This is a genomic window from Vibrio sp. SCSIO 43135, assembly GCF_023716665.1.
GTDB lineage: Bacteria > Pseudomonadota > Gammaproteobacteria > Enterobacterales > Vibrionaceae > Vibrio > Vibrio paucivorans.
Map to the genome: position 1 here is coordinate 270,588 of NZ_CP071859.1, position 25,508 is coordinate 296,095.

Below are 25,508 nucleotides of genomic sequence, written 5' to 3' on the forward strand. Positions count from 1 at the left end.
TTTAAAATTTTTGGCTTAATCAGTGAAGATTAACGAGTACCGTAAACAACGATAGTCTTACCGTGAGCAGAAATCAGGTTTTGCTCTTCAAGCATCTTCAAGATACGACCTACTGTTTCACGAGAACAACCAACGATTTGGCCGATTTCTTGACGAGTGATCTTGATTTGCATGCCGTCTGGGTGAGTCATTGCATCTGGTTGTTTCGCTAGGTTCAGAAGAGTCTGAGCGATACGGCCAGTCACGTCCAAGAACGCTAGGTCACCTACTTTTTGGCTAGTCACTTGTAGGCGGCTTGCCATTTGCGCAGAAAGGCGCATTAGGATATCTGGGTTAACTTGGATAAGTTGACGGAATTTCTTAAATGAGATTTCTGCAACTTCACAAGGAGATTTAGCACGAACCCAAGCGGTACGCTCTTGGTCTTCTTCGAATAGACCAAGTTCACCGATAAAGTCGCCTTGGTTTAGGTAAGAAAGGATCATTTCCTTACCTTCTTCGTCTTTGATAAGAACCGCTACTGAACCTTTAACGATGTAGTACAAAGTTTCAGCTTTCTCGCCCGCATGAATCAGCGTGCTTTTTGAAGGGTACTTATGAATATGACAATGTGAAAGAAACCACTCTAGTGTTGGATCGGTTTGAGGTTTACCTAGAACCATAATATCTCACTTCCTCTGCAGGGTACGCTTGCCGCTTTCCATATTTTAGCTAAGCCTTAAATTGACTTACTAGGATAAGAGCACTTTACAAATGCTGCAAGCTAACTTGTGTTTCGGTTAAGAATAGTACCCTTTTCCGGGTACGATTTCTTGATTTTAATCGGGTCATAGCACGGATATTTTAAGCAAAAGTGTGCACATGATCACGGTATGAAAAGTAAACGACTTTTCTGTAGGGTTATCTAGCCAATTTTTCCAGTTTCGATGAGTTGCTGTAGGATTGGCCTTGCAATCAGTTCCATAGCAAAACTCATCTTACCGCCCGGCACAACAAGCGTGTTGTGGCGCGACATAAACGAACCATCAATCATCGCAAGCAAGTATGGGAAGTCGACATTCTTGATGCCACGTAGGCGAATCACGACAAAACTTTCGTCCAAACTCGGGATGCCTTTCGCATTCAATGGGTTAGACGTATCGACCGTGGGAACACGCTGGAAATTAATGTGGGTACGAGAAAATTGTGGCGTGATGTAGTTTAGGTAGTCGTCCATTGAGCGGACAATGGAGTCCATCACGGCTTCACGGGAATGGCCACGATCGCGAGTATCTCGAACGAATTTCTGAATCCATTCAAGGTTAACGATAGGTACCATGCCAATCAGTAGATCGACGTGCTGTGCCACGTTGACTTCGCCATCAACGACACCGCCATGGAGACCTTCATAAAATAGGACGTCGGAGTCTTCTGGCAAATCTTGCCAAGGTGTAAACGTACCTGGCATTTGATTGTAAGGCACGGCTTCGTCAAAGGTGTGCAGATAACGGCGGACTTGGCCAACCCCTTCGTTACCATACTTACGGAAAAATTCTTCTAGGGTTGGGAAATCGTTGGCTTGCGGGCCAAAGTAACTGATGTGTTTTCCTTGCTCACGCGCTTTACGAATCTCCACATCCATTTCTGGACGTGTGAAGCGGTGGAAGCTATCGCCTTCAACCCATGCAGGTTTTACGTTCATCATATTGAACATTTTGCGGAAGGCTTCGGAAGTGGTGGTGGTTCCTGCTCCTGAAGAACCAGTCACCGCAATAATCGGGTGTTTTGCAGACATGACAAACCTTGTCTTAAAAGTAACTTACTTGTTAGCAAAGCCCACTATAGCACGGCAAAGAAAAACGTCTACTTTGGCGCACTACGTGCGTTATCAGCTTTATAGATGCTTTTTAAGTTGAATATCAACTGTCTCATGCAACTCAGAAAAAACGATGACTGCTTCACCGTTTTGCAGCTGCAATTTAACGTGGTCAACTTTATCTTGTAGCGAAAATTCCATTTCGCCGTAGTCCGTGCCTTCGCGGAGCACAAACTCTTTGATTAAGTTTTCTAGTGTGTCTGGCTGGATGTCTTGCCAAGGGATGATCATAAATACCTCTTCACTTTATGATGCGATTGACTCTTACTTCCACGCGACTTTTCTGATTTGCGCGCTTTTCCTAGTTTATACGTATAGCTGAGCTGCGTCAGAGTTTTCTGCCGCTTCGTTGTCGATAGGATATTTAGCACTAGTGAAACTTTCGTAATAAGCAGGGAGAGCTTCTTCCAACCAAAAGCGTGGCTTCAACACGCTACCCGTAACGAAGCCGACATGCCCCCCTTGCGCGAATAGGCGGTAATCGATGTTGTCGGGTAGAACGAACTTCGGAATCACTTGATCCGTCATGAAAGGGTCGTCTTTGGCATGGATGATCTGAAGAGGGAGCTTAATGTCTTTGAGCTTGTGAATTCCAGAACACTGCTGATAGTAATCTTGTGCGTCTTTAAAGCCGTGTAGCGGAGCGGTGATCAGGTCATCAAATTCATAAAGCTTTGTCACTCGCTTAATACTGTTGTACGACAGCCCCAGTTCACCTTTCAATAAGTGGTGTTTCTGTAGGGCGCTCTTCTTTAGTGAAGAGAGTAAGTAGCGTCGGTACACACGAGAGAACCCCACCTCAATTCGTTCTGAACAGGCGCCTAAATCTAATGGGGCTGACACTATGCTAGCGGCATCGAGCAGTGGCTGCTGATTGTATTTTGCCAAGTAGTTGGCAAGCATGTTACCGCCGAGAGAGATACCCACCGCGATTTTACGTTGATTGGGAAACTGATTATCTAAATGCTCCAAAAACAGTCGAGCGTCTTCTACTTCTCCAGAGTGGTAAGCGCGGGCTTGTTGGTTGGGCTTTCCGCTGCAGCCGCGAAAGTGCATCATCACAGATAGCCAGCCATCTTGAGCGAAGGCATCCATTAACCCATTAGCATAGGGGCTGTAAAAGCAGCCTTCTAAACCATGGAAAAGTACAAAGACAGGTTTGTTACGTGCAGACTCATTGCTCCAGTCTTCGCTCCAAGCGAGATCTAAGAAATCGTTGTCCGGCGTATCCAATGTTTGCCAAATAGGTGAAAACAGCGCCTGCTTGCGGATAAAACGCGGGGCAAGTGTTTGTAGGTGAGGGTTGGTTAGCCCTGTCGCGGCAATAAATTGAGTCATAGGCAGTCTTTGTGGATTAGCTTATTGATTCACTTGTGTCGGAGCTGGCTCTGAAAATGCTTGGAACAGATGTTCTCCACCTAATTGTCTGCAGTAGCGAAGTGTGAGTGGTTCACTCTGGTTGTTGGTAAGCTGCAGTGAGTTCATGCAATCGACTAAATCCGATTGCTGTTGCTTTTCCAACTGTAGCTCAAATTGCAGGGATTCTCGATATAAGGTATCAGGAAGGTGAACCTTAGCTTTACGTCTAAGCTCACGGAAACTATGCAGGAGTGCTTCTGAGCGCCCTAAACACTCTTCGACTTTATGCCAGTCTTCATCACGAAAAGAGACCTGCTGTTCATCAAGCCACTTGAGTAGCAGCAGTAGGTTTACATTGCCGTGGAACTGGTTTTGTAGCTGCAAGCACGCCTCTTTCACTTCACGCACGCTGTAGTACTGCAAGCTAAACTGCCATAAGCGCTCCAGTGTTAACGAAATGCGGACGTGCTCTATAGTCATTGTTGGTTGAATTCCTTTTCCATCTGCTCAAGGACTTCTTGTTGTGCCATCCAGTCCATTTCGACGTCTTCTAGTTCGGATTTACTGCTGGCTTGAAGTGCGAGTACCTGATTAAGTTTAGCTTTATTTTCTGCTTCATACAGTGAAGTGTCTGATAATTGTGTTTCAGCGTCTTCAAGTGCCTGCGAAAGTTTGTCCATTTTCGTTTCAAGCTGAGTGAGCATCTTACGAATTGGTGCGGTTTGTTTGCGGAAGTCCGCTTCTCTGCGCTTTTGATCTTTTTTCGCTGCTGCACTGTTAGTGGTGTCTTTGGCTGGTTGCTGTGCTTGCGCTTCTTTACGTTCTGCTTTTTGTTGCTCTGTTAGCCACTTATAGTAATCATTGAGGTCGCCATCAAATGGTGCGACTTGGCGATCATGGACCAGGTACAAGTCGTCAGTTGTGGCGCGAAGTAGATAGCGGTCGTGCGATACGATCACCATCGCCCCCTCGAAGGTTTGTAGCGCGAGAGTCAGAGCTTGGCGCATGTCCAAATCTAAGTGGTTGGTTGGTTCATCGAGCAGTAACAGATTTGGTTTTTGCCAAACGATCAGCGCTAATACCAAGCGAGCTTTTTCACCACCTGAAAACGGAGCGACTTTTTCTAGTGCTTTATCACCTTGGAAGCCAAAGCTACCTAGGTAGTTACGTAGTTCCAGCTCGTTTTTATCAGGCGCGATCTGCATCATGTGTTGCAGTGGCGTTTCTTCTGGGTGAAGCGTTTCTAACTGATGCTGAGCAAAGTAGCCAATTTTGACGCCCTGCGAGTAAGTTAAATCACCGCCTTGTGGTGTCAGTTCTCCAGAAAGCAGTTTAATTAAAGTCGATTTACCTGCGCCGTTGCGTCCAAGTAGGCCGATACGGCTACCCGGAACGAGGTTAAGGCGAATCTTCTCAAGGATCAGAGTATCGTTGTAGCCAGCAGAAACTTCATCCATCATCATGATTGGGTTGGGTAGTGCGGCAGGCTCTCTGAACTCGAAGCTGAATGGATTATCGAACTGCGCGGGTAACACCTTCTCCATTTTCTCAAGTGCTTTTATGCGGCTTTGTGCTTGGCGCGCTTTAGAGGCTTTGTAGCGAAAGCGATCAATATAGCTTTGCATATGTGCCATTTGCTTCTGCTGCTTTTGGAACATGGCTTGTTGTAGGACGAGTTTCTGCGCACGCTGATCTTCAAATGATGAGTAGTTACCGGTGTACTCATTCATGGTTTGGTTTTCGATATGGACAATGCGTCCTACAATTGGATCAAGGAAGTCTCTATCGTGTGAGATAAGGATCAGCGTTCCTGGGTAATTTTGTAGCCAGCGCTCGAGCCACATAACCGCGTCGAGATCTAAGTGGTTAGTCGGTTCATCGAGTAGCAGTAGATCTGAACGACACAGTAGAGCTTGCGCAAGGTTTAGGCGCATACGCCAACCACCAGAAAACTGTGTTAGGTTCCAGCTCATTTGCTGTTGGCTAAAGCCTAGACCATCGAGGAGTTCAGCAGCGCGTGATTTGATGGTGTAACCACCAATGGTTTCGATTTTTCCGTGGATCTCAGCAACGAGAGTACCGTTATCGGCCTGCTCAGCGTCTGCAAGTTGCCTCTCTAAATCGCGGTATTCTCGGTCACCATCGATCACGTACTCAAGCGCTGGGCGTTCTAGCGCTGGTGTTTCCTGAGCAACCCAAGCGAGCTCCCAATGAGCGGGTTGGCTAAAAGAGCCAGCATCGATGGACAGTTCATCTTTCATCAAGGCAAATAGCGTTGACTTACCGCAGCCGTTTTTGCCGACTAGGCCGACTTTATCGCCGGGATGAATAGTTGCGGATGCTTGCTCTAAAAGAGGTTTACCGCCACGAAGGAGTTGGATGTCAGAAAAGATAATCATAGAAGTTCAATTTGCGCTGTCGTTTTTAACGCGAAGAATAGTAGGGGGAATACCGATAAATGTCGATCATTATACAATTTGAGTTATCATGCTAAAAACGATAACAAATTGATAACGCATTTTTGCTAGGAAGTCTGCCCAAGGAATGACGGAACATAAAGACGCTATATTACAGTCTTCAACCCCACAGCCTCCAAAAGTTCTGGTGATTTATGCTCACCCGGAACCCGATAACTCGATTGCTAACCAAGTGATGATTAAGAAAATCTCGTCACTAGAGCATGTAAAAATTCACGACCTCTATTCAGAGTATCCCGATTTCTTTATTGATGTGAATTATGAGCACCATTTGTTGCTTGAGTACGATGTCATTGTATTTCAGCATCCTCTCTATATGTATTCATGCCCCGCGTTATTAAAAGAATGGTTTGACCGCGTGCTCGGCAAAGGCTTTGCGTTTGGTAATGAGAGCGCTCTGCAAGGCAAAATCTGGCGCAGCGTTATTACCACTGGTGGTAATAAGGACGCGTTTGGTGCGAGTGGTTATAACAAATATCCGCTAGAGCAAATCCTTCAGCCATTCGAGCTAACGGCAGCATTGTGTCGAATGGAGTGGATAGAGCCGCTTGTACTTTACTGGTCTCGGAATGTCAGTGATATGGACCGCTATCAGCACGCTGAATCTTATCGTCAGTGGTTGATGAACCCAACCAAAGAGCTAAGGAGAGAGTATGGCACTTGAAAATGACTTTCTCCAAAGCAGCGTAATTTTCCTCGCTGCTGCGGTTACCGCGGTTCCTATTGCGCAGCGATTAGGCTTAGGCTCGGTTCTAGGATACCTGCTAGCTGGCGTAGCAATTGGACCTTGGGGGCTTGGTTTAATCAGCGATGTAGAAGCAATCCTACATTTCGCCGAATTCGGTGTAGTGTTGTTATTGTTTTTGATCGGATTAGAACTCAACCCAAAAAAGCTGTGGCAGATACGTGGTCCAATATTAGGTCTGGGGGGCGCGCAGGTTGTCATTACCACTGCTGTGCTGGCTTCAATTGCCTATATTGCAGGCGTTAGCTGGCAGACGAGCTTAGTCATAGGTATGGGCTTAGCTCTTTCTTCGACAGCAATTGCCCTTAAAGTGATTGAGGAGCAAGGGCTGGCGGGAACGGAAACTGGTCAATCTGGATTCTCGGTACTGCTTTTCCAAGATATTGCTGTTATCCCTATGCTGGCGCTGTTGCCGATTTTAGCGGGTAACACGGCTGGTAACTGGCTTGATGCCATGTGGATGCTAGGTGGTATTGCTGGCTTGTTGGTCGGTGGTCATTTCTTACTGAGGCCACTGTTCAAGTATGTTGTGCTTAGTGGTGTCAGGGAGTTATTCACGGTTGCAGCTCTGCTATTAGTGATTGGTATTGCTCTGATCATGAAACAGCTAGGTCTTTCGATGGCTCTTGGCACTTTCCTTGCGGGTGTGCTTTTGGCTGAGAGTGAATATCGTCATGAACTGGAGATAGCGATTGAACCGTTTAAAGGTTTATTACTTGGGCTGTTCTTTATCTCTGTAGGCATGGCAGTAAACCTAGGTCTATTGGCCTTTGAGCCGATTAAGGTCATTTTGGCCGTGATTGGCTTGGTGGCGATTAAAGGTTGGATACTTTACCTATTAGCGCGTTTTTCTGGCACTAGAGCTAAAGCTCGCAGCAAAATGGCGGCCATCCTCAGCCAAGGTGGTGAGTTTGCATTCGTTATCTTTACTGCTGCAAGTGCAGAAGGCTTATTAACGACCGAACAATCTTCTTTCCTATTGGTGGTCGTTAGCCTGTCTATGGTGACCACACCATTATTGTTAATGGCGCAAAAGCATTGGTATGCCAAAGATTTAAACAGCGAGCAAAGTACAGTAACGTCTGATGTGGTCAATAAAGAGCCTAGAGTTATCATTGCCGGCTTTGGTCGTTTTGGTCAGATTATTGGGCGTTTGATGTACGCCAATAAAATTAAAATTACGGTACTAGAAAGTGATGCAAGCCAGATCAAATTGCTTAGAAAGTACGGCTACAAAGTGTTTTATGGCGATGCGACTCAACTCGACTTGCTACGAGCAGCAGGTGCATCCAGTGCTGAAGCAATTGTTATCTGTACCGATGCTCCTGATGAAATTATGAAGATCGTTGAGCTATGTAAACATCACTTCCCTAAGTTGAAAATTCTTGCTCGTGCACGAAGCCGGGTAGAAGCGTATCAGTTACTCAATCATGGGGTAGAAAACTACTCCCGAGAGACCTTCTTAGGGGCGCTTGATTTAGGTAGGCAAGCGCTCACAGAGTTAGGAATGCACCCTTACCAAGCAAAACGCGCTGAAGCCCACTTTAGAAAGCTCGACAATGCCATGCTTAAAGAGTTATTACCTCAGCATGCAGACGATAAACAATTAGCGTTAAGAGCCAAAGAGGCGAGAAAAGAGCTTGAAGAGATTTTTGGTAGGGAAATGGATAAAGACCGCCAGTCAAGAAACTACTGGGAACAGCAGTAGTCCCCTTTCTTACCGCAGAGTTGTGCTTACATATAGGTAGTAGGAGTAAATATGAAAGCGAAAAAAAGATTTATTGCCGGAGCAAGTTGCCCGCAATGTAAAACGCAAGACACTTTGCGTTGGTGGATAGAAAACAATATAGAATTAGTGGAATGTGTTGAGTGTGATTACGCTGAGCAGCGTACGCCAAATCCGCTTGCTAAAGACTCTGTCAACAAAACACAACAAGCCGAGCCAGAAATGATCGGGATTTTTAAACCGGAATAATTGAGTTTCTTTAATTGATCCCCATAATACCAGTGTAAAGATGTTGCTTGAACCAATCTTCAAGCCTTAACCGCCTCGGAGCAATTATGAAAATTGAAAAGAACGTAGTCGTTAGCCTAGCGTACCAAGTAAAAGTTGAAGACGGCGTTGTCGTTGATCAGTCAACTGCAGAAGCACCGCTAGATTACCTACACGGTCACAACAACCTAATCACTGGCCTAGAGAAGCATCTAGAAGGCAAAGTGGCAGGTGACAAGTTCTCTGCAACTGTTGCTCCTGAAGAAGCGTATGGCGAGCACAACGATGCACTTGTTCAACGTGTTCCAGCGAATGTTTTCCAAGGCGTGGAAGAAATCGAAGTAGGTATGCGTTTCCTAGCGGACACTGACCAGGGCCCAATCCCAGTTGAAGTGACTGAAGTCGATGGCGATGAAGTTGTAGTTGATGGTAACCACATGCTTGCTGGCCAAACACTGACTTTTGACGTTGAAGTTATCGCAACTCGTGAAGCGACAGCTGACGAAATCGAACACGGCCATATTCACCAAGCTGGTGGTTGTTGTGGCGGTCACGGTGAAGAAAAAGAAGGCGGCTGCTGCGGTGGCGAAGAAAAAGCTGACGACCATGAATGTTGTGGTAGCGGAAGCTGCAGCTCTCACTAATCTTGAACACTTTTGTTTTTAAGTAGCTCGTTACTCAGAAAACTTGCTGCCTTAAATAAATGTAATAAAGCGCTTATCGTTGATTCGATGGGCGCTTTTTGTTTATCTTGAATAAAATCTTTGTTGCGAAGGAAACATTATGTCTCAGCCATTTTCCATTGCCATTCACGGTGGTGCCGGCACGATTTTGAAACAGCAAATGAGTGCAGAGTTAAAGGCATCGATACTCCATGACTTAGAAGCGTCAGTGCGTGCGGGTCACCAAGTTCTAATTAGTGGTGGAGATGCGCTAGATGCTGTTGTGGCTGCAGTGAAGGTCCTTGAGGACTCTCCCAACTTTAATGCTGGTAAGGGCTCTGTGATGACGAATAAAGAAATCATAGAGATGGATGCTTCGGTGATGCATGGTAAAGAAGGAGCGGCTGGGGCAATTGCCGCGGTGAGGCATATTAAAAATCCAATTGAGTTGGCTCGTGATGTAATGAAGAAAAGTAATCATGTACTGCTTATTGGTGAGGGCGCCGAAGAGTTTGCTTTCGAGAATGGCTATAGCTACACCGAGCAAGACTACTTTTACACCGACCGTCGTTATGAGCAACTTCAATCTATGAAAGAGAAGGGTCTGTTCGCCTTATCTGAATCGAAATACCCCGACGACAACAAGTACGGCACGGTTGGCGCAGTGGCGCTCGATCAGCAAGGTAATTTGGCAGCAGCGACGAGCACTGGTGGAGTGACCAATAAACAATATGGTCGTGTCGGTGACTCTTCTATTATTGGTGCGGGAACAGTTGCTGAAAATGGTAATGTGGCCGTGTCGACTACGGGAATGGGGGAGTTCTTCATTCGTAAAATGGTTGCTGGTGATGTTGCAGCACGTATGCGTTATTTGAAAGAAGATGTGCATATTGCTAGCGAGACAGTGATTCAAGGTGAGCTTAAATCGATGGGTGGAGAAGGTGGCCTTATCGCGATTGACTGTGCTGGAGATATACACTTTGCAATGAACAGCTCCGGTATGTATCGCGCCAGTATCGATGTCGATGGCCAAATCAGTGTAAAAATCTATGCGGATGAGTAAACAGCGTTAGTTCGACTTCTTTTCTATTTTTGATCAATAAGTTAAGTCTGTATTGATAAGCCATGATTAAAAAATGACTGCAAGAAATGTGATTCAGTGCTAGAATCCATTTTTAACTAGCAATCAGACTTGGAAAGATGGGAAATAACGTAGTCGTTCTAGGCACCCAATGGGGTGACGAAGGTAAAGGTAAAATCGTAGACCTTTTAACTGAAGATGCAAAATACGTGGTTCGCTACCAAGGCGGTCACAACGCAGGTCACACTCTTGTCATTGACGGTGAAAAAACCGTTCTCCACTTAATTCCATCAGGTATCCTTCGCGATAACGTAAAATGTGTTATCGGTAATGGCGTAGTATTATCACCTGATGCGCTACTAAAAGAGATGAAGCCTCTTGAAGAGCGTGGCATTCCTGTAAAAGAGCGTCTTTTCATTTCTGAAGCTTGTCCTCTAATTCTTCCATACCACATTGCTATCGACCAAGCGCGTGAAATCGCTCGTGGTAAGAAAGCAATTGGTACGACTGGTCGTGGTATCGGTCCAGCTTACGAAGACAAAGTGGCTCGTCGTGGTCTTCGTGTTGGCGATCTTTTCGATAAAGAAATGTTCGCTGAAAAACTGAAAGAAGTAATGGAATTCCACAACTTCCAACTAGAGCACTTCTACAAAGCTGAAACAGTAAGCTACGAAGAAGTACTTGAGCAGTGCATGGGTTACGCTGACCTACTGACGTCAATGGTTATTGATGTGACTGACGAACTAGACGCAGCTCGCAAGCGCGGCGATAAGATCATGTTCGAAGGTGCTCAAGGTACGCTACTAGATATCGACCACGGTACTTACCCATACGTAACTTCTTCTAACACGACTGCTGGTGGTGTTGCTGCAGGTTCTGGTTTTGGCCCTCGCCACATTGGCTACATCCTTGGTATTACTAAGGCATACTGTACTCGTGTTGGTTCTGGTCCATTCCCAACAGAACTTTACGACGGTCTAGATAAGCAAGACCCAGTTGGTAAACACCTAGGTGATGTTGGCCACGAGTTTGGTGCAACAACGGGTCGTCTACGTCGTACTGGTTGGTTTGATGCAGTTGCTATGCGTCGTGCAGTACAAATCAACTCGATCTCTGGTTTCTGTCTAACTAAGCTAGATGTTCTTGACGGTCTAGAAGAGCTAAAAATCTGTACTGGTTACAAGATGAAAGATGGCTCAATTCTAGAAGTTTCTCCGATGGCTGCTGAAGCTTTCGAAGAAGCAACGCCAATTTACGAAACTATGCCAGGTTGGTCTGAGACAACGTTCGGTGCTAAATCAATCGATGCGCTTCCACAAGCTGCTCTTGATTACATCAAACGTATTGAAGAACTTACTGGTGTACCAATTGATATCGTATCAACAGGTCCAGATCGTAACGAAACAATCATTAAAGTTCACCCATTTAGCTCTTAATGGTTGATTTTTAAAATTTTCTTAAAGCCGGCTATAACAGCCGGCTTTTTTATATCTGTTTCACGGTTGTTTTTTGTACGCCGTATGGCAAACTGTTGCCAGATAGTGGCAAATTTTGTCTAAAGAGTTTGCGGATGTTGCCGATAAAGAAATCAAGCTAAGCTTTAATAGTGCAAAATGCGCTATTGCGGCGATCGGAACACATTAAGAGTGCAGATATGAAGCTACGTACGGTAGCAGCTTCGTTAATACTGGCGCTAAGCTCATCATTAAGTCATGCCAATGTGGCAGAAGTGGGTGAGCCTGTCCCCATTTATACTGAAGCTGAACTAATTAAACTGATACAACAGAACAAACATCTAGAGCGAGTCAAAGCCGATAACTGCCAGTTGGTAGAGGATATCGTGGCTCGAGCAACGCGGATAAGCTTGCCATCCTATGAATTTTTGTATGGCGATATGTTGGCTTGGGGCGTCTGTGTTGAGCAAGATGTTGAGTTGGGCCTCTACTACATGGAGAATGCTGCGCACCAAGGGTTAGCAACGGCTCTTGAGCAGCTCGGCCGTTATTACTCCCGCGGGACATTAGTTCAGCAAGATAAAGAGCGAGCTATTCCATATCTGCGTGAAGCTGCTGCAATGGGCAACTTAAATGCGCGTATTCACTTAGCTGAACTACTGCTTCGAGATTATGGTAGCCCACTTGACTATGAAGATGCCTACCGCTGGTTGTACAACTCAGTGACAGCAGATCAGAGAACTCATAAACGGATATCTATCTTACGCCAAGGTCTTGAACGGCGAATGCCAGGTAATGTGATTGCCCGGGCTAAACGGCGGGACACGCCTTGGTAAAAATACCGGAATTTTTTAGAAACGCTCTCAGCACTAATTTGATTAGTTGGAGAGCGTTTTTTGTTTCTTTTTCAAAGCTTAACTGTAGCTAATGTATAGAACCGGATATACTAGTTACAAACCCTCCCTCGCTTAAGCAGGCCTGCCTATGTCAGACACAATCAATAACGACCCTTATGCGGATCGCGAATCAAAGAATTACGAAAATCCGATCCCTAGCCGAGAGTTCATTACTGAATTCCTTACCCAAGCTAATGTGCCAATGAATCGCAATGATCTGTTTGAAGCACTGCAACTTTCGGGAGAGGAACAGTATGAAGGTTTACGCCGTCGTTTAAGAGCGATGGAACGTGACGGTCAGTTGGTATTTACTCGCCGTCAATGCTACGCCTTACCAGACAAGCTGGAAATGATCAAAGGCTATGTTATTGGACATAAAGATGGTCATGGTTGGGTAAGGCCAGAAGGAAGTGTGGGGAAAGATGATGATGTCTTACTCCCTCATCATCAAATGCGCACCATCATTCATGGTGACTATGTGCTTGTACAACCAGCAGGTACAGATAAGCGTGGTCGTAAGGAAGGGCGGTTAGTTCGAGTCTTAGAAGAACGAAAAACTCAGATAGTGGGTCGTTTCTTCTTAGAATATGGTTATTCGTACGTGGTGGCTGACGATTCACGCATTAGCCAAGATATCCTAATCCCTAATGAGCATAAGGGCAGTGCCCGTATGGGGAATGTCGTTGTGATTGAAATTACCGACCGCGGTAGCCGATCTAGAGGTATGACGGGTAAAGTGATTGAAGTGCTGGGTGAAAACATGGCACCTGGAATGGAAACGCAAATTGCCATTCGTACTCACCAAATTCCTAATGTGTGGCCTGATGAAGTTGACAAGCAGATAGCTAACCTTGGCGAAGAAGTGCCTGAAGAAGCGAAGAAAGGTCGAGTCGATTTACGTGAGCTACCTTTAGTCACCATTGATGGGGAAGATGCACGTGATTTTGACGACGCTGTTTACTGTGAAGCCAAGAAAAGTGGTGGTTGGCGTCTTTGGGTTGCGATAGCTGATGTGAGCTACTACGTTCGACCAGATACGGCACTGGATAAAGAGGCGATTAATCGAGGTAACTCGGTCTACTTTCCGTCTCAAGTGGTGCCGATGCTACCTGAAGTATTATCGAATGGACTGTGTTCACTTAACCCTCAAGTTGATCGCTTGTGTATGGTGTGTGAAATGACCATCTCGGCAACAGGTAAGCTATCAGGCTATAAGCATTATGAGGCTGTGATGAACTCTCATGCTCGTCTGACTTATAACAAAGTCGGCGCTATCTTAGAGGGAGATGAAGAGCTAAGGCAACGTTATGACGGTTTAATCCCTCATCTAGAAGAATTACATAAGATGTATAAGGTGCTTAAGAAAGCACGTGATAATCGCGGCGCGATTGAATTTGAAACTGTGGAAACCAAGTTCATTTTTAATGCTGATCGTAAGATTGATAGCATAGAGCCTGTGATTCGTAATGATGCGCATAAGATTATTGAAGAATGTATGATCTTAGCCAACATAGCATCAGCGTCCTTAGTCGAGAAAGCTAAAGAACCTTCGTTATTCCGTATCCATGAATCACCGGGTGAACTTCGCCTACAAGGTTTCCGAGACTTCCTTGGCGAGTTAGGTTTGAACTTAGCGGGTGGGCTTGAGCCATCACCAACGGATTATGCGAACTTAATGAAACAAATTGGTGAGCGACAAGACAAAGAACTGATTCAAACCATGCTGCTGAGATCGATGAAGCAAGCGGTATATAACGCGGACAACTGCGGCCACTTTGGATTGGCACTTAAACGTTATGCTCACTTTACTTCACCTATTCGCCGTTACCCAGATTTACTGTTGCACCGAGCAATCAAGTACCTGATAGCGAAAGAGAGCGGTACAGTGAAAGATCGTTGGACACCAACAGGGGGCTTCCATTACTCGTTTGATGACATGGACGTATTTGGTGAGCAATGTTCTATGACTGAACGTAGAGCTGATGATGCGACTCGAGAGGTTTCTGATTGGCTCAAGTGTGAATACATGCAAGACCACGTTGGCGAAGAGCTTGACGGTGTGATTGCTAATGTCACGGGTTTTGGTTTCTTTGTGCGACTAACTGAGCTGCATATTGATGGCTTGGTGCATATTTCTTCCCTAGCTAATGACTATTATCAGTTTGATCCGATAGGTCAAAGGCTTATCGGTGAAAGCTTCGGAGCTATCTACCGCCTAGGGGATGCAGTTAAAGTAAAAGTCTTATCAGTGAACTTAGATGATCGCCAAATTGACTTTGAATTAGTTGAAACAAGTCGTAAGCTACGCGGCAAAGGAAAAACAGCTAAGAAACGTGCAGCGGAAGCTCAGAAGAAAGCGAAGAGCAAGAAACGTGCGTCAGTAAAAGCGCGTAAGCCTGGCGTGGCGGCAAGACCTTTGGTTGAGCCAACCAAACGCCCAGATGGAAGCAACGAAGGGAGTGCTGAAAAAGGCCCTCGTAAGAAATCTAAGGCAGAAAAAGCACGTAAGAAAAAGTCGCGTACTAAAAATAGTAAGGCTCGCGGCAAGAAATCATAATCGGATTAGAACATGAGTAACGAATTTATCTACGGAATTCACGCAGTGAAAGCCGTATTGGAAAAAGATCCAGCGCGTTTTATTGAAGCGTTCGTATTGAAAGGTCGTCAAGATGACCGACTTTTACCTCTGCTGAATGAACTGCAAGTGTGTGGTGTCTCTATTCAGCAAATGGGGCGTAAAGCGTTAGATGATAAAGCTCGAGGGGCAAACCACCAAGGTATCATTGCCAAAGTTAAGCCTGCAAAGCAGCTTAATGAAAATGACCTTGATGGCATTTTAGCTCAACACGAGCAGCCGCTCTTATTGGTACTTGATGGCGTTACCGACCCGCACAATTTAGGCGCGTGCTTACGTAATGCTGATGCAGCGGGTGTCGCTGCAGTAATTGTGCCTAAGGATAAATCAGCTCCTCTTACGGCAACGGTGAGCAAAGTAGCCTGTGGTGCAGCTGAAACAGTACCTTTGGTCCGTGTGACCAACCTAGCGCGCACAATGAGAGCGTTGCAAGAGCAGGGGATCTGGTTTGTTGGAACGGCTGGTGAAGCCACCCACGATATTTACCAAGCAAAGCTAACTGGTCCACTGGCTATCGTTATGGGAGCTGAAGGAGACGGAATGCGTCGACTCACTCGCGAAACTTGTGATGATTTAATCAAGATCCCAATGGCTGGTAGCGTGTCGAGTTTAAACGTATCGGTTGCCTCTGGTGTTTGCCTTTTTGAAGCAGTACGCCAACGTTTAGCTTAATCAGTTCCTTCAATCAAAAGCGCAGATTGTTCACGCAGTCTGCGTTTTATTGTTTTCAGTCGACCACAGGTTAGAAACCTAAATCCTGCCTTATTCTGAAGTGCCACTTTGAAATCCCAATAGAGCAAGACTAAACAATAACCAAGTTTTCCTGCCCCGTTTATTTTTCAAACAACCCTTGCATGTAAAACTGTGATCTGTATAATGCAGCGCACTGGTTAAGCCAGTTGTGAACCAATGAGCATCGAGGAGCTGATAATTCTTAGGATTTATCAGGTAATGTAAACTCAGCTTATGTTCGCGGTTAATACAATTAGCTACTTATTCTCATGAATAACTGCACCGAAGGTGACTTTGGCTTCAGGGGTAGTTTAATCGAAAATTAACTGACAATGCGTCCTAATCTTGGATGCTACGGTTTCACATAAATCAATCGGCATTCTCTCGTCTTGACGAGTTTGAGTGGCGATATTGTTTGTGTAATTTTTAATTATTGGAGCTCTGTCTCATGCAGAACCAACGTATTCGTATCCGCCTAAAAGCTTTCGATTACAAACTAATCGACGCTTCTACTGCGGAAATCGTTGAAACAGCAAAGCGTACCGGCGCACAGGTTCGTGGTCCAATTCCACTACCTACTCGTAAAGAGCGTTTCACTGTTCTTATCTCTCCACACGTCAACAAAGATGCACGTGACCAGTACGAAATTCGTACTCACAAGCGTTTGATCGACATCGTTGAGCCAACAGACAAAACTGTTGACGCTCTAATGCGTCTAGATCTTGCTGCTGGCGTTGATGTACAAATCAGCCTAGGTTAAGGGAGATTAGAAGAATGATTGGTCTAGTCGGACGTAAAGTGGGTATGACCCGCGTATTTACTGAAGAAGGCGTTTCTATCCCAGTAACTGTTGTTGAGGTTGAAGCGAACCGTGTATCTCAAGTTAAAACTCTTGAGAACGATGGCTACGCAGCAATCCAGGTAACTGCTGGTGCTAAGAAAGCTAACCGTGTATCTAAGCCAGAAGCTGGTCACTTTGCGAAAGCAGGTGTAGAAGCTGGTCGCGGTCTTTGGGAATTCCGTTTAGAAAACGGCGAAGAGTTTGAAGTTGGCGCTGAGCTAAACGTAGAACTTTTCAACGAAGTTAAAAAAGTAGACGTTACTGGTACATCTAAAGGTAAAGGCTTCCAAGGCGCTGTTAAGCGTTGGAACTTCTCTACTCAAGATATGACTCACGGTAACTCTTTGTCTCACCGTGCACCGGGTTCAATTGGCCAATGTCAAACTCCAGGTCGCGTGTTTAAAGGCAAGAAAATGGCAGGTCACATGGGTGCTGAGCGTGTAACGACTCAAAACCTAGAGATCGTACGTGTTGACGCTGAGCGCAATCTGCTTCTTATTAAAGGTGCAGTCCCAGGCGCAACTGGCGGTAACGTGATCGTTAAACCAGCTGTTAAAGCATAACGTCTCAGGAGTAAGTAATGGAATTAATGGTTAAAGGTGCTGATGCACTAACTGTTTCCGAAACTACTTTCGGACGTGAGTTTAACGAAGCTCTTGTACACCAAGTAGTTGTTGCGTACGCAGCAGGTGCTCGTCAAGGTACTCGTGCTCAAAAGACACGTTCAGAAGTTTCTGGCGGTGGCGCTAAGCCATGGCGTCAAAAAGGTACTGGCCGTGCGCGTGCTGGTACAATCCGTAGCCCAATCTGGCGTACAGGTGGTGTTACTTTTGCTGCGAAACCACAAGATCACAGCCAAAAAGTTAACAAGAAAATGTACCGTGGTGCTATGAAGAGCATTCTTTCTGAGCTAGTTCGTCAAGAGCGTCTAATCGTTGTTGATAACTTCTCTGTAGAAGCTCCAAAAACTAAAGAGCTAGTAGCTAAGCTTAAAGAGCTTGAGCTAACTGACGCTCTAATCGTGACTAGCGAAGTAGATGAGAATCTATTCCTAGCGGCTCGTAACCTGTACAAAGTTGACGCTCGCGACGTAGCTGGTATTGACCCAGTTTCTCTAATCGCGTTTGACAAGGTTGTAATTACTGCTGAAGCAGTTAAGCAAGTTGAGGAGATGCTAGCATGATCACTGAAGAGCGTATCCTAAAAGTTCTACGTGCACCGCACATCTCTGAAAAAGCAACTATGGCAGCTGAGAAAGCGAACACTATCGTTTTCAAAGTAGCTAAAGATGCAACTAAAAAAGAGATCAAAGCAGCTGTAGAAAAGCTATTTGAAGTTGAAGTTAAGTCTGTAAATACTCTTATCACTAAGGGTAAGACCAAACGTCAAGGTCTACGCCAAGGTCGCCGCAGCGACGTTAAGAAAGCGTACGTTACTTTGAAAGAAGGTCAAGATCTTGACTTCGTTGGCGGCGCGGAATAACAGGAGTAGTTAAAAATGGCTATTGTTAAATGTAAGCCGACTTCCCCTGGTCGTCGTCACGTCGTTAAAGTTGTTAACGCTGACCTACACAAGGGTAAGCCATACGCACCTCTTCTAGAGAAAAACTCTAAGAATGGTGGTCGTAACAACAACGGTCGTATCACAGTACGTCACATCGGCGGTGGTCACAAACACCACTACCGTGTAATTGACTTCAAACGTACTAAAGACGGTATCCCAGCGAAAGTTGAGCGTCTAGAATACGATCCAAACCGTAGCGCTAACATCGCTCTAGTTCTGTACGCAGACGGTGAGCGTCGTTACATTATCGCACCTAAAGGTGTTCAAGCAGGTGACCAGATCCAATCTGGTGTAGATGCGCCAATTAAAGCAGGTAACACTCTGCCAATGCGCAACATCCCAGTAGGTTCTACTGTACACTGTGTTGAACTTAAGCCTGGTAAAGGTGCACAGCTAGCTCGTTCGGCTGGTGCTTATGCTCAAATCGTTGCTCGCGACGGTGCATACGTAACTATCCGTCTACGTTCTGGCGAAATGCGCAAAGTACTTTCTGAAGGCCGTGCAACAATCGGTGAAGTTGGTAACTCTGAGCACATGCTACGTGAACTAGGTAAAGCTGGTGCTAACCGCTGGCGCGGTGTTCGTCCAACCGTTCGCGGTGTGGTAATGAACCCAGTAGACCACCCACACGGTGGTGGTGAAGGCCGTACTTCTGGTGGTCGTCACCCAGTTTCTCCTTGGGGTCAGCCAACTAAAGGCTTCAAGACTCGTAAGAACAAGCGCACTGACAAGTACATTGTACGTCGTCGTAACAAATAATCTATAAAGAGGAATCGCCATGCCACGTTCTCTCAAGAAAGGTCCATTTATTGACCTACACTTGCTGAAGAAGGTAGAGAAAGCGGTGGAAAGCGGAGACAAAAAGCCTATTAAGACTTGGTCCCGTCGCTCAATGATCATCCCAACAATGATTGGTTTGACCATCGCTGTCCATAATGGTCGTCAACACGTTCCAGTATTTGTAACTGAAGAAATGATCGGTCACAAACTGGGCGAATTTGCACCAACACGTACTTACCGCGGTCACGCTGCGGATAAGAAAGCTAAGAAGCGTTAAGGAGTAGATGATGGAAGCATTAGCTAAACATAACTTTGCTCGCATTTCGCCTCAGAAAGCTCGCTTAGTTGCAGACCAAATTCGCGGTAAGTCAGTAGACCAAGCACTAGAAATCTTGACGTTCAGCAACAAAAAAGCTGCTGATCTAATCAAGAAAGTTCTTGAGTCAGCTATCGCAAACGCGGAGCACAACGAAGGTGCAGATATCGACGATCTAAATGTCGCTAAAATCTTCGTAGATGAGGGCCCTATCATGAAGCGTATTATGCCTCGTGCTAAAGGCCGTGCGGATCGTATCTTGAAGCGTTCAAGCCACATCACTGTTGTTGTAGCAGATCGCTAAGAGACTAGGAGAGTAAGCAATGGGTCAGAAAGTACATCCAAATGGTATTCGTCTTGGCATCGTTAAGCCTTGGAATGCTACATGGTTTGCTAACACCAAAGATTTCGCTGACAACCTAGACGGCGACTTCAAGGTACGTCAGTTCCTTACTAAGGAACTACAAAAAGCGTCTCTATCACGCATCGTTATCGAGCGTCCTGCTAAGAGCATCCGTGTGACTATTCACACTGCTCGTCCAGGTGTTGTTATCGGTAAGAAAGGTGAAGACGTTGAGAAGCTACGCGCAGCTGTAGCTAAAATTGCAGGTGTACCAGCGCAAATTAACATCGCTGAAGTACGTAAGCCTGAGCTGGACGCACAACTTGTGGGTGACAGCATCGCGTCTCAACTAGAGCGTCGTGTTATGTTCCGTCGTGCTATGAAGCGCGCAGTACAAAACGCAATGCGTCTAGGCGCTAAAGGTATCAAAGTGGAAGTAAGCGGTCGTCTAGGCGGCGCTGAAATCGCACGTTCTGAGTGGTACCGTGAAGGCCGTGTGCCTCTACACACTCTACGTGCTGACATTGATTACGCAACTTCTTCGGCTCACACTCAATACGGTGTGATCGGCATTAAAGTTTGGATCTTCAAAGGTGAGATTCTAGGCGGTATGCCAGCTGCTAACGCAGTAGAGCCAAAAGGCGACAAGCCTAAGAAGCAGCGTAAAGGCCGTAAGTAAGGAGTCGACAGATGCTACAACCTAAACGTACTAAGTTCCGTAAGGTTCAAACTGGTCGTAACCGTGGTCTAGCGAAAGGTACCGACGTAAGCTTCGGTACATTCGGTCTTAAAGCAGTCGGCCGTGGCCGTCTAACTGCTCGTCAGATCGAAGCAGCTCGTCGTGCAATGACACGTCACGTTAAGCGTCAAGGTAAAATCTGGATCCGTGTGTTCCCAGACAAACCAATCACAGAAAAACCGCTAGAAGTTCGTCAAGGTAAGGGTAAAGGTAACGTTGAGTACTGGGTAGCCCAAATCCAACCTGGTAAGGTTATGTACGAAATGGACGGTGTACCTGAAGAATTGGCACGTGAAGCGTTCCGCCTAGCGGCACGTAAACTGCCTTTCAAGACTACATTTGTAACTAAGCAGGTGATGTGATGAAAGCACAAGATCTACGCGAAAAGAGCGTTGAAGAGCTTAACGCTGAGCTATTGAATTTGCTACGCGAACAGTTCAACTTGCGCATGCAAGCTGCAACTGGTCAGCTACAGCAAACTCATACTCTGAAAGCTGTACGCCGTGATATCGCACGTGTGAAAACTGTTTTGACTGAGAAGGCAGGCGCATAATGAGCGAACAAAAACGTACTCAACAAGGTCGTGTTGTTAGCGACAAGATGGACAAGTCTATCGTTGTTTCTATCGAGCGCATGGTTAAACACCCAATTTACGGCAAGTTCGTAAAGCGCACGACTAAAGTACACGCACATGACGAAAACAACGAGTGTGGCCTAGGCGACACAGTTGAGATCGCTGAGTGTCGTCCACTGTCTAAGACTAAGTCTTGGACTTTGGTTAAAGTCCTAGAAAAAGCGAAAATTTAATTTCGGTTTTTCTTCGATAATAAAGCGGCTCCAAATTTTTTTTGGGGCCGCTTGTTTTTTGTCTACCCAATCACAAAAAAGGGTGGTACAATTCGCGTCCCTTTAAAGAGGCAGCCCGACCCGAGAGGGTCTAGTTTTTAATATTTAGCGGAGCACTAACAATGATCCAAATGCAAAGTACACTTGACGCTGCAGATAACTCTGGCGCGCGCAAGGTAATGTGTATTAAGGTTCTGGGTGGCTCACACCGTCGTTACGCACACATCGGCGACATCATCAAAGTTACTGTAAAAGAAGCAATTCCACGCGGTAAAGTTAAAAAAGGTGATGTTCTGAAGGCGGTAGTTGTTCGCACCCGTAAAGGCGTTCGTCGTCCAGACGGTTCTGTCATTCGCTTCGACCGTAATGCTTGTGTATTGTTAAACGACACTACTGAGCAACCAGTCGGCACTCGTATCTTTGGCCCAGTGACTCGTGAACTTCGCAACGCGAAATTCATGAAGATTGTATCACTGGCTCCAGAAGTTCTGTAAGGAGCACGAAAGATGGCAGCTAAAATCCGTCGTAATGACGAAGTAATCGTTCTTGCTGGTAAAGATAAAGGCAAGAAAGGTAAAGTAACTAAGGTTCTAGCAACTGGTAAAGTTATTGTTGAAGGTATCAACCTTGTTAAGAAGCACCAAAAGCCTGTACCGGCTCTAGGTCAACAAGGTGGCATCGTTGAACAAGAAGCAGCTATTGATGCTTCTAACGTTGCAATCTTTAACGCAGCTACTGGTAAAGCTGACCGTATCGGTTTCCGTATCGAAGATGGCAAGAAAGTTCGTTTCTTCAAGTCTAACGGCGAAACCGTTTCTAACTAATAGAAGTAATTTGGAGTTCTACTATGGCGAAACTGCATGATTACTACAAGTCGTCTGTAGTCGCTGAGCTTACCAAAGAGTTCGGCTACACAAGCGTCATGCAAGTCCCTAGGATTGAAAAAATCACCCTAAACATGGGCGTTGGTGAAGCAATCAACGATAAGAAACTGCTAGAAAACGCAGCAGCTGATATGGCAACGATCTCTGGTCAAAAGCCACTTATCACTAAAGCGCGTAAATCTGTTGCAGGTTTCAAAATTCGTGAAGGCTACCCAATTGGTTGTAAAGTAACCTTACGTGGCGAACGTATGTGGGAGTTCCTAGAGCGTTTAATCTCTATTGCTCTTCCACGTGTACGTGATTTCCGTGGTGTTAGCGCGAAGTCTTTTGACGGTCGTGGTAACTACAGCATGGGCGTTCGCGAGCAAATCATCTTCCCGGAAATCGACTACGATAAAGTCGATCGTGTACGCGGTCTTGATATCACTATCACGACGTCAGCTGGTACCGATGCGGAAGGCCGTGCTCTGCTGGCTGCCTTTAACTTCCCATTCCGTAAGTAAGGTGAAGGGTTACTGTTATGGCTAAACAATCAATGAAAGCACGTGAAGTAAAACGTGCAAAGCTAGTTGCTAAGTTTGCTGAAAAGCGCTCAGCACTAAAAGCTATCATCAGCGATGTAAACGCATCTGAAGAAGATCGTTGGAATGCAGTTCTTAAGCTGCAATCTCTTCCACGTGATTCGAGTGCATCACGTCAGCGCAACCGTTGTAACCAAACTGGTCGTCCACACGGTTACCTACGTAAGTTCGGTCTAAGCCGTATCAAAGTTCGCGAAGCTTGCATGAAAGGCGAGATTCCTGGACTTCGTAAGGCTAGCTGGTAATTTGCCACTTAATCATTTGGAGTAAATCTTATGAGCATGCAAGATCCGATTTCGGATATGCTGACCCGCGTTCGTAACGGTCAGGCAGCAAACAAAGTTGCTGTTAAAATGCCTTCTTCAAAGCTTAAAGTTGCAATTGCTGCACTACTAAAAGCTGAAGGTTACATCACTGACTTCGCTGTTGAAGGCGAAGTAAAACCTGAGCTAGAAGTTACACTTAAGTACTTCCAAGCTAAACCAGTAATTGAGCAAATCAAGCGTGTATCACGTCCTGGTCTGCGTGTCTACAAGAACAAAGACTCGCTACCAACTGTGATGGGTGGTCTTGGTATTGCTGTAGTATCCACTTCCAAGGGTCTGATGTCTGACCGTGCTGCTCGCAAAGCAGGTCTTGGTGGTGAAATCATCTGCTACGTAGCGTAATAGGAGTAGAATATGTCTCGTGTTGCTAAAGCACCTGTCGCTATTCCAGCTGGCGTAGAGGTGAAACTAAACGGCCAAGAAATTACTGTTAAAGGCGCTAAGGGCGAACTATCTCGCACTCTTAACGATGCAGTAGTGATTGCACAGGAAGAAAACAACCTTACTTTCGGTCCAAAAGAAGGTGCTGCTAACGCTTGGGCACAAGCAGGTACTGCTCGTGCACTAGTTAACAACATGGTTGTTGGTGTTACTGAAGGCTTTACTAAGAAGCTAACTCTTAAAGGTGTTGGTTACCGTGCTGCTATGAAAGGCAACGCTGTAGGTCTAACACTTGGCTTCTCACACCCAGTAGAGCACGCTCTACCTGAAGGTGTTAAAGCAGAATGCCCTAGCCAAACTGAGATCGTTATTACTGGTTGTGATAAGCAACTAGTTGGTCAAGTTGCGGCTGACATTCGTTCTTACCGTGAGCCTGAGCCTTATAAAGGTAAAGGTGTTCGTTACGCCGATGAAATCGTGCGTACTAAAGAAGCTAAGAAGAAGTAAGGTAACACTATGGATAAGAAAGCATCTCGCATCCGTCGTGCTACACGTGCACGTCGTAAGATTGCAGAACTGGGTGCAACTCGCCTAGTAGTACACCGTACTCCTCGTCACGTGTACGCTCAGGTTATTGCAGCTAACGGCTCTGAGGTTATCGCAGCAGCTTCTACTGTAGAAAAAGCGATCCGTGAGCAAGTTAAGAACACTGGTAACATCGATGCAGCTAAAGCAGTAGGTAAAGCTATCGCTGAGCGCGCTCTTGAAAAAGGCGTTTCTGCTGTTGCATACGATCGTTCTGGTTTCCAATACCACGGTCGAGTAGCGGCGCTAGCAGAATCTGCTCGCGAAGCTGGTCTGAAATTCTAAGGTAGGGTTGGAAGATGGCTAAAGAACAACAAGTTCAAGCGAATGATTTGCAAGAAAAGCTAATCGCAGTTAACCGTGTATCTAAGACGGTTAAAGGTGGTCGAATCATGAGCTTTACTGCACTAACTGTTGTTGGTGACGGTAACGGTCGCGTAGGTTTCGGTTACGGCAAAGCTCGTGAAGTACCTGCAGCGATTCAAAAAGCAATGGAAAAAGCGCGTCGTAACATGACTACTATCGCGCTTAACGAAGGCACTCTTCACCACCCGGTGAAAGGTCGCCACTCGGGCTCTAAAGTTTACATGCAGCCTGCTGCTGAAGGTACTGGTGTTATCGCAGGTGGTGCGATGCGTGCAGTACTAGAAGTTGCTGGTGTACACAACGTACTATCTAAAGCATACGGTTCTACGAACCCTATCAACATCGTTCGTGCAACGATCGATGCACTAGGTAGCATGAAGTCGCCAGAAATGGTTGCTGCTAAACGTGGTCTAACTGTTGAATCTATTTCGGAGTAAGAACACCATGGCAACTATTAAAGTAACTCAAACTAAAAGCTCAATTGGTCGCCTACCTAAGCACAAACTGTGTCTAAAAGGTCTTGGCCTTCGTAAAATCAACCATACAGTAGAACTTGAAGATACTCCGTGTGTACGCGGTATGATCAACAAGGTTTACTACATGGTTAAAGTTGAGGAGTAATCAGAATGCGTTTGAATACTCTATCACCGGCTGCGGGTTCTAAGCCTTCTAAGAAGCGTTTAGGTCGTGGTATCGGTTCTGGCCTTGGTAAAACAGGTGGCCGCGGTCACAAAGGTCAAAAGTCACGTTCTGGCGGCTCTGTACGTCCAGGTTTTGAAGGCGGTCAAATGCCTCTGAAACAACGTCTACCAAAATTCGGTTTCACTTCTCGTAAGAGCCTAGTGTCTGCTGAAGTTCGTCTAGCTGAGCTAGCGAAAGTAACTGGTGACGTAGTTGATCTTAACAGCCTTAAAGCTGCTAACATCGTTACTAAGAACATCGAATTTGTAAAAGTTGTTCTTTCTGGCGAACTTAGCAAAGCTGTGACTGTTAAAGGTCTACGCGTGACTAAAGGCGCTAAAGCTGCAATCGAAGCTGCAGGCGGTAAAATCGAGGAATAATCTCGAG

At 45.8% G+C, this 25,508-nt stretch carries 36 protein-coding genes; 30 read left to right on the forward strand and 6 right to left on the reverse strand.

Features of this window, described 5'->3' with window-relative positions:
- Positions 1-29: 29 nt before the first annotated feature.
- The 6 genes from crp to J4N42_RS01245 form a co-directional block, all read right to left on the reverse strand.
- Positions 30-662, reverse strand: coding sequence for a cAMP-activated global transcriptional regulator CRP (crp, locus tag J4N42_RS01220; protein ID WP_004410522.1), 633 nt, complete (start codon positions 660-662; stop codon positions 30-32).
- Between the two features lie 242 nt (positions 663-904).
- Positions 905-1,774, reverse strand: coding sequence for a phosphoribulokinase (locus J4N42_RS01225; RefSeq protein WP_252029119.1), 870 nt, complete (start codon positions 1,772-1,774; stop codon positions 905-907).
- A gap of 99 nt (positions 1,775-1,873) precedes the next feature.
- Positions 1,874-2,086 (reverse strand): YheU family protein, encoded by a 213-nt coding sequence (locus tag J4N42_RS01230; protein ID WP_252029120.1) that lies wholly within the window; start codon positions 2,084-2,086, stop codon positions 1,874-1,876.
- Positions 2,087-2,161: 75 nt separating this feature from the next.
- Positions 2,162-3,193, reverse strand: coding sequence for a hydrolase (locus J4N42_RS01235; protein ID WP_252029121.1), 1,032 nt, complete (start codon positions 3,191-3,193; stop codon positions 2,162-2,164).
- A gap of 21 nt (positions 3,194-3,214) precedes the next feature.
- Complete coding sequence (locus tag J4N42_RS01240; protein ID WP_252029122.1) at positions 3,215-3,694, reverse strand: TIGR02444 family protein; 480 nt, start codon at positions 3,692-3,694, stop codon at positions 3,215-3,217.
- Complete coding sequence (locus J4N42_RS01245) at positions 3,691-5,613, reverse strand: ABC transporter ATP-binding protein (RefSeq protein WP_252029123.1); 1,923 nt, start codon at positions 5,611-5,613, stop codon at positions 3,691-3,693. The genes J4N42_RS01240 and J4N42_RS01245 overlap by 4 nt, the downstream gene beginning before the upstream one ends.
- A gap of 145 nt (positions 5,614-5,758) precedes the next feature.
- On the opposite strand from J4N42_RS01245, the gene kefG reads away from it, so the two are divergent.
- From kefG to rplO, 30 genes are all read left to right on the forward strand, one after another.
- Positions 5,759-6,355 (forward strand): glutathione-regulated potassium-efflux system ancillary protein KefG, encoded by a 597-nt coding sequence (kefG, locus tag J4N42_RS01250; RefSeq protein WP_252029124.1) that lies wholly within the window; start codon positions 5,759-5,761, stop codon positions 6,353-6,355.
- Complete coding sequence (gene kefB, locus J4N42_RS01255; RefSeq protein WP_252029125.1) at positions 6,345-8,144, forward strand: glutathione-regulated potassium-efflux system protein KefB; 1,800 nt, start codon at positions 6,345-6,347, stop codon at positions 8,142-8,144. Before kefG ends, kefB begins: the two co-directional genes overlap by 11 nt.
- Before the next feature lie 51 nt (positions 8,145-8,195).
- Positions 8,196-8,411, forward strand: coding sequence for a YheV family putative zinc ribbon protein (locus J4N42_RS01260; RefSeq protein ID WP_252029126.1), 216 nt, complete (start codon positions 8,196-8,198; stop codon positions 8,409-8,411).
- An 86-nt stretch (positions 8,412-8,497) separates the two neighbouring features.
- On the forward strand, positions 8,498-9,073 hold the full coding sequence (slyD, locus tag J4N42_RS01265; RefSeq protein ID WP_252029127.1) for a peptidylprolyl isomerase: 576 nt from the start codon (positions 8,498-8,500) through the stop codon (positions 9,071-9,073).
- A gap of 139 nt (positions 9,074-9,212) precedes the next feature.
- Positions 9,213-10,154: an isoaspartyl peptidase/L-asparaginase family protein gene (locus J4N42_RS01270; RefSeq protein ID WP_252029128.1), complete on the forward strand. Its 942-nt coding sequence runs from the start codon at positions 9,213-9,215 to the stop codon at positions 10,152-10,154.
- A 137-nt stretch (positions 10,155-10,291) separates the two neighbouring features.
- A complete protein-coding gene (locus J4N42_RS01275) occupies positions 10,292-11,608 on the forward strand; it encodes an adenylosuccinate synthase (RefSeq protein WP_252029129.1) in 1,317 nt (438 codons plus the stop codon).
- Positions 11,609-11,826: 218 nt separating this feature from the next.
- Positions 11,827-12,462 (forward strand): flagellar protein MotX, encoded by a 636-nt coding sequence (gene motX / locus J4N42_RS01280; RefSeq protein WP_252029130.1) that lies wholly within the window; start codon positions 11,827-11,829, stop codon positions 12,460-12,462.
- Between the two features lie 148 nt (positions 12,463-12,610).
- A complete protein-coding gene (gene rnr / locus J4N42_RS01285; RefSeq protein WP_252029131.1) occupies positions 12,611-15,079 on the forward strand; it encodes a ribonuclease R in 2,469 nt (822 codons plus the stop codon).
- 12 nt (positions 15,080-15,091) lie between these two features.
- On the forward strand, positions 15,092-15,829 hold the full coding sequence (gene rlmB, locus J4N42_RS01290; protein ID WP_252029132.1) for a 23S rRNA (guanosine(2251)-2'-O)-methyltransferase RlmB: 738 nt from the start codon (positions 15,092-15,094) through the stop codon (positions 15,827-15,829).
- 508 nt (positions 15,830-16,337) lie between these two features.
- Positions 16,338-16,649, forward strand: a complete 312-nt coding sequence (rpsJ, locus tag J4N42_RS01295) for a 30S ribosomal protein S10 (protein WP_001181007.1) — start codon at positions 16,338-16,340, stop codon at positions 16,647-16,649.
- Between the two features lie 14 nt (positions 16,650-16,663).
- Positions 16,664-17,293 carry a 50S ribosomal protein L3 gene (gene rplC, locus J4N42_RS01300; RefSeq protein WP_252029134.1) on the forward strand — a complete coding sequence of 210 codons (630 nt, stop codon included), beginning with the start codon at positions 16,664-16,666 and terminating at the stop codon, positions 17,291-17,293.
- 17 nt (positions 17,294-17,310) lie between these two features.
- Entirely contained in the window at positions 17,311-17,913 is a 603-nt protein-coding gene (gene rplD / locus J4N42_RS01305) for a 50S ribosomal protein L4 (RefSeq protein WP_038209089.1), read from the forward strand.
- Positions 17,910-18,212: a 50S ribosomal protein L23 gene (gene rplW / locus J4N42_RS01310; protein ID WP_004398471.1), complete on the forward strand. Its 303-nt coding sequence runs from the start codon at positions 17,910-17,912 to the stop codon at positions 18,210-18,212. Before rplD ends, rplW begins: the two co-directional genes overlap by 4 nt.
- A gap of 15 nt (positions 18,213-18,227) precedes the next feature.
- Positions 18,228-19,052 carry a 50S ribosomal protein L2 gene (gene rplB, locus J4N42_RS01315; RefSeq protein ID WP_252029135.1) on the forward strand — a complete coding sequence of 275 codons (825 nt, stop codon included), beginning with the start codon at positions 18,228-18,230 and terminating at the stop codon, positions 19,050-19,052.
- Between the two features lie 19 nt (positions 19,053-19,071).
- On the forward strand, positions 19,072-19,350 hold the full coding sequence (rpsS, locus tag J4N42_RS01320; RefSeq protein WP_005435078.1) for a 30S ribosomal protein S19: 279 nt from the start codon (positions 19,072-19,074) through the stop codon (positions 19,348-19,350).
- A 10-nt stretch (positions 19,351-19,360) separates the two neighbouring features.
- Positions 19,361-19,693: a 50S ribosomal protein L22 gene (gene rplV, locus J4N42_RS01325; RefSeq protein ID WP_004745877.1), complete on the forward strand. Its 333-nt coding sequence runs from the start codon at positions 19,361-19,363 to the stop codon at positions 19,691-19,693.
- Positions 19,694-19,712: 19 nt separating this feature from the next.
- Positions 19,713-20,411 carry a 30S ribosomal protein S3 gene (gene rpsC, locus J4N42_RS01330; protein WP_021704473.1) on the forward strand — a complete coding sequence of 233 codons (699 nt, stop codon included), beginning with the start codon at positions 19,713-19,715 and terminating at the stop codon, positions 20,409-20,411.
- A gap of 11 nt (positions 20,412-20,422) precedes the next feature.
- Entirely contained in the window at positions 20,423-20,833 is a 411-nt protein-coding gene (gene rplP, locus J4N42_RS01335; RefSeq protein WP_006075723.1) for a 50S ribosomal protein L16, read from the forward strand.
- Positions 20,833-21,024: a 50S ribosomal protein L29 gene (gene rpmC, locus J4N42_RS01340; RefSeq protein WP_004410456.1), complete on the forward strand. Its 192-nt coding sequence runs from the start codon at positions 20,833-20,835 to the stop codon at positions 21,022-21,024. Before rplP ends, rpmC begins: the two co-directional genes overlap by 1 nt.
- Complete coding sequence (gene rpsQ, locus J4N42_RS01345; RefSeq protein ID WP_252029137.1) at positions 21,024-21,278, forward strand: 30S ribosomal protein S17; 255 nt, start codon at positions 21,024-21,026, stop codon at positions 21,276-21,278. The genes rpmC and rpsQ overlap by 1 nt, the downstream gene beginning before the upstream one ends.
- A 161-nt stretch (positions 21,279-21,439) precedes the next feature.
- Complete coding sequence (rplN, locus tag J4N42_RS01350; protein WP_006075569.1) at positions 21,440-21,811, forward strand: 50S ribosomal protein L14; 372 nt, start codon at positions 21,440-21,442, stop codon at positions 21,809-21,811.
- Between the two features lie 12 nt (positions 21,812-21,823).
- Complete coding sequence (rplX, locus tag J4N42_RS01355) at positions 21,824-22,141, forward strand: 50S ribosomal protein L24 (RefSeq protein ID WP_096994896.1); 318 nt, start codon at positions 21,824-21,826, stop codon at positions 22,139-22,141.
- 23 nt (positions 22,142-22,164) lie between these two features.
- On the forward strand, positions 22,165-22,704 hold the full coding sequence (gene rplE / locus J4N42_RS01360; protein ID WP_239841884.1) for a 50S ribosomal protein L5: 540 nt from the start codon (positions 22,165-22,167) through the stop codon (positions 22,702-22,704).
- 17 nt (positions 22,705-22,721) lie between these two features.
- Complete coding sequence (gene rpsN, locus J4N42_RS01365) at positions 22,722-23,027, forward strand: 30S ribosomal protein S14 (protein ID WP_038228838.1); 306 nt, start codon at positions 22,722-22,724, stop codon at positions 23,025-23,027.
- A gap of 30 nt (positions 23,028-23,057) precedes the next feature.
- Positions 23,058-23,450: a 30S ribosomal protein S8 gene (gene rpsH, locus J4N42_RS01370; RefSeq protein ID WP_252029139.1), complete on the forward strand. Its 393-nt coding sequence runs from the start codon at positions 23,058-23,060 to the stop codon at positions 23,448-23,450.
- A 12-nt stretch (positions 23,451-23,462) separates the two neighbouring features.
- Positions 23,463-23,996 carry a 50S ribosomal protein L6 gene (gene rplF, locus J4N42_RS01375; protein WP_252029141.1) on the forward strand — a complete coding sequence of 178 codons (534 nt, stop codon included), beginning with the start codon at positions 23,463-23,465 and terminating at the stop codon, positions 23,994-23,996.
- 9 nt (positions 23,997-24,005) lie between these two features.
- Positions 24,006-24,359, forward strand: coding sequence for a 50S ribosomal protein L18 (gene rplR, locus J4N42_RS01380; RefSeq protein WP_252029143.1), 354 nt, complete (start codon positions 24,006-24,008; stop codon positions 24,357-24,359).
- Positions 24,360-24,373: 14 nt separating this feature from the next.
- Complete coding sequence (rpsE, locus tag J4N42_RS01385) at positions 24,374-24,877, forward strand: 30S ribosomal protein S5 (RefSeq protein WP_004745894.1); 504 nt, start codon at positions 24,374-24,376, stop codon at positions 24,875-24,877.
- A 7-nt stretch (positions 24,878-24,884) separates the two neighbouring features.
- Complete coding sequence (rpmD, locus tag J4N42_RS01390; protein WP_252029144.1) at positions 24,885-25,061, forward strand: 50S ribosomal protein L30; 177 nt, start codon at positions 24,885-24,887, stop codon at positions 25,059-25,061.
- A 5-nt stretch (positions 25,062-25,066) separates the two neighbouring features.
- Positions 25,067-25,501, forward strand: coding sequence for a 50S ribosomal protein L15 (rplO, locus tag J4N42_RS01395; protein ID WP_252029146.1), 435 nt, complete (start codon positions 25,067-25,069; stop codon positions 25,499-25,501).
- Positions 25,502-25,508: the final 7 nt, after the last annotated feature.

What these genes read in the sequence shown, in the direction of transcription:
- crp (WP_004410522.1), bottom strand. Translation starts at nt 662, where the DNA reads ATGGTTCTAGGTAAACCTCAAACCGATCCAACACTAGAGTGGTTTCTT.
- J4N42_RS01225 (WP_252029119.1), bottom strand. Translation starts at nt 1,774, where the DNA reads ATGTCTGCAAAACACCCGATTATTGCGGTGACTGGTTCTTCAGGAGCA.
- J4N42_RS01230 (WP_252029120.1), bottom strand. Translation starts at nt 2,086, where the DNA reads ATGATCATCCCTTGGCAAGACATCCAGCCAGACACACTAGAAAACTTA.
- J4N42_RS01235 (WP_252029121.1), bottom strand. Translation starts at nt 3,193, where the DNA reads ATGACTCAATTTATTGCCGCGACAGGGCTAACCAACCCTCACCTACAA.
- J4N42_RS01240 (WP_252029122.1), bottom strand. Translation starts at nt 3,694, where the DNA reads ATGACTATAGAGCACGTCCGCATTTCGTTAACACTGGAGCGCTTATGG.
- J4N42_RS01245 (WP_252029123.1), bottom strand. Translation starts at nt 5,613, where the DNA reads ATGATTATCTTTTCTGACATCCAACTCCTTCGTGGCGGTAAACCTCTT.
- kefG (WP_252029124.1), top strand. Translation starts at nt 5,759, where the DNA reads ATGACGGAACATAAAGACGCTATATTACAGTCTTCAACCCCACAGCCT.
- kefB (WP_252029125.1), top strand. Translation starts at nt 6,345, where the DNA reads ATGGCACTTGAAAATGACTTTCTCCAAAGCAGCGTAATTTTCCTCGCT.
- J4N42_RS01260 (WP_252029126.1), top strand. Translation starts at nt 8,196, where the DNA reads ATGAAAGCGAAAAAAAGATTTATTGCCGGAGCAAGTTGCCCGCAATGT.
- slyD (WP_252029127.1), top strand. Translation starts at nt 8,498, where the DNA reads ATGAAAATTGAAAAGAACGTAGTCGTTAGCCTAGCGTACCAAGTAAAA.
- J4N42_RS01270 (WP_252029128.1), top strand. Translation starts at nt 9,213, where the DNA reads ATGTCTCAGCCATTTTCCATTGCCATTCACGGTGGTGCCGGCACGATT.
- J4N42_RS01275 (WP_252029129.1), top strand. Translation starts at nt 10,292, where the DNA reads ATGGGAAATAACGTAGTCGTTCTAGGCACCCAATGGGGTGACGAAGGT.
- motX (WP_252029130.1), top strand. Translation starts at nt 11,827, where the DNA reads ATGAAGCTACGTACGGTAGCAGCTTCGTTAATACTGGCGCTAAGCTCA.
- rnr (WP_252029131.1), top strand. Translation starts at nt 12,611, where the DNA reads ATGTCAGACACAATCAATAACGACCCTTATGCGGATCGCGAATCAAAG.
- rlmB (WP_252029132.1), top strand. Translation starts at nt 15,092, where the DNA reads ATGAGTAACGAATTTATCTACGGAATTCACGCAGTGAAAGCCGTATTG.
- rpsJ (WP_001181007.1), top strand. Translation starts at nt 16,338, where the DNA reads ATGCAGAACCAACGTATTCGTATCCGCCTAAAAGCTTTCGATTACAAA.
- rplC (WP_252029134.1), top strand. Translation starts at nt 16,664, where the DNA reads ATGATTGGTCTAGTCGGACGTAAAGTGGGTATGACCCGCGTATTTACT.
- rplD (WP_038209089.1), top strand. Translation starts at nt 17,311, where the DNA reads ATGGAATTAATGGTTAAAGGTGCTGATGCACTAACTGTTTCCGAAACT.
- rplW (WP_004398471.1), top strand. Translation starts at nt 17,910, where the DNA reads ATGATCACTGAAGAGCGTATCCTAAAAGTTCTACGTGCACCGCACATC.
- rplB (WP_252029135.1), top strand. Translation starts at nt 18,228, where the DNA reads ATGGCTATTGTTAAATGTAAGCCGACTTCCCCTGGTCGTCGTCACGTC.
- rpsS (WP_005435078.1), top strand. Translation starts at nt 19,072, where the DNA reads ATGCCACGTTCTCTCAAGAAAGGTCCATTTATTGACCTACACTTGCTG.
- rplV (WP_004745877.1), top strand. Translation starts at nt 19,361, where the DNA reads ATGGAAGCATTAGCTAAACATAACTTTGCTCGCATTTCGCCTCAGAAA.
- rpsC (WP_021704473.1), top strand. Translation starts at nt 19,713, where the DNA reads ATGGGTCAGAAAGTACATCCAAATGGTATTCGTCTTGGCATCGTTAAG.
- rplP (WP_006075723.1), top strand. Translation starts at nt 20,423, where the DNA reads ATGCTACAACCTAAACGTACTAAGTTCCGTAAGGTTCAAACTGGTCGT.
- rpmC (WP_004410456.1), top strand. Translation starts at nt 20,833, where the DNA reads ATGAAAGCACAAGATCTACGCGAAAAGAGCGTTGAAGAGCTTAACGCT.
- rpsQ (WP_252029137.1), top strand. Translation starts at nt 21,024, where the DNA reads ATGAGCGAACAAAAACGTACTCAACAAGGTCGTGTTGTTAGCGACAAG.
- rplN (WP_006075569.1), top strand. Translation starts at nt 21,440, where the DNA reads ATGATCCAAATGCAAAGTACACTTGACGCTGCAGATAACTCTGGCGCG.
- rplX (WP_096994896.1), top strand. Translation starts at nt 21,824, where the DNA reads ATGGCAGCTAAAATCCGTCGTAATGACGAAGTAATCGTTCTTGCTGGT.
- rplE (WP_239841884.1), top strand. Translation starts at nt 22,165, where the DNA reads ATGGCGAAACTGCATGATTACTACAAGTCGTCTGTAGTCGCTGAGCTT.
- rpsN (WP_038228838.1), top strand. Translation starts at nt 22,722, where the DNA reads ATGGCTAAACAATCAATGAAAGCACGTGAAGTAAAACGTGCAAAGCTA.
- rpsH (WP_252029139.1), top strand. Translation starts at nt 23,058, where the DNA reads ATGAGCATGCAAGATCCGATTTCGGATATGCTGACCCGCGTTCGTAAC.
- rplF (WP_252029141.1), top strand. Translation starts at nt 23,463, where the DNA reads ATGTCTCGTGTTGCTAAAGCACCTGTCGCTATTCCAGCTGGCGTAGAG.
- rplR (WP_252029143.1), top strand. Translation starts at nt 24,006, where the DNA reads ATGGATAAGAAAGCATCTCGCATCCGTCGTGCTACACGTGCACGTCGT.
- rpsE (WP_004745894.1), top strand. Translation starts at nt 24,374, where the DNA reads ATGGCTAAAGAACAACAAGTTCAAGCGAATGATTTGCAAGAAAAGCTA.
- rpmD (WP_252029144.1), top strand. Translation starts at nt 24,885, where the DNA reads ATGGCAACTATTAAAGTAACTCAAACTAAAAGCTCAATTGGTCGCCTA.
- rplO (WP_252029146.1), top strand. Translation starts at nt 25,067, where the DNA reads ATGCGTTTGAATACTCTATCACCGGCTGCGGGTTCTAAGCCTTCTAAG.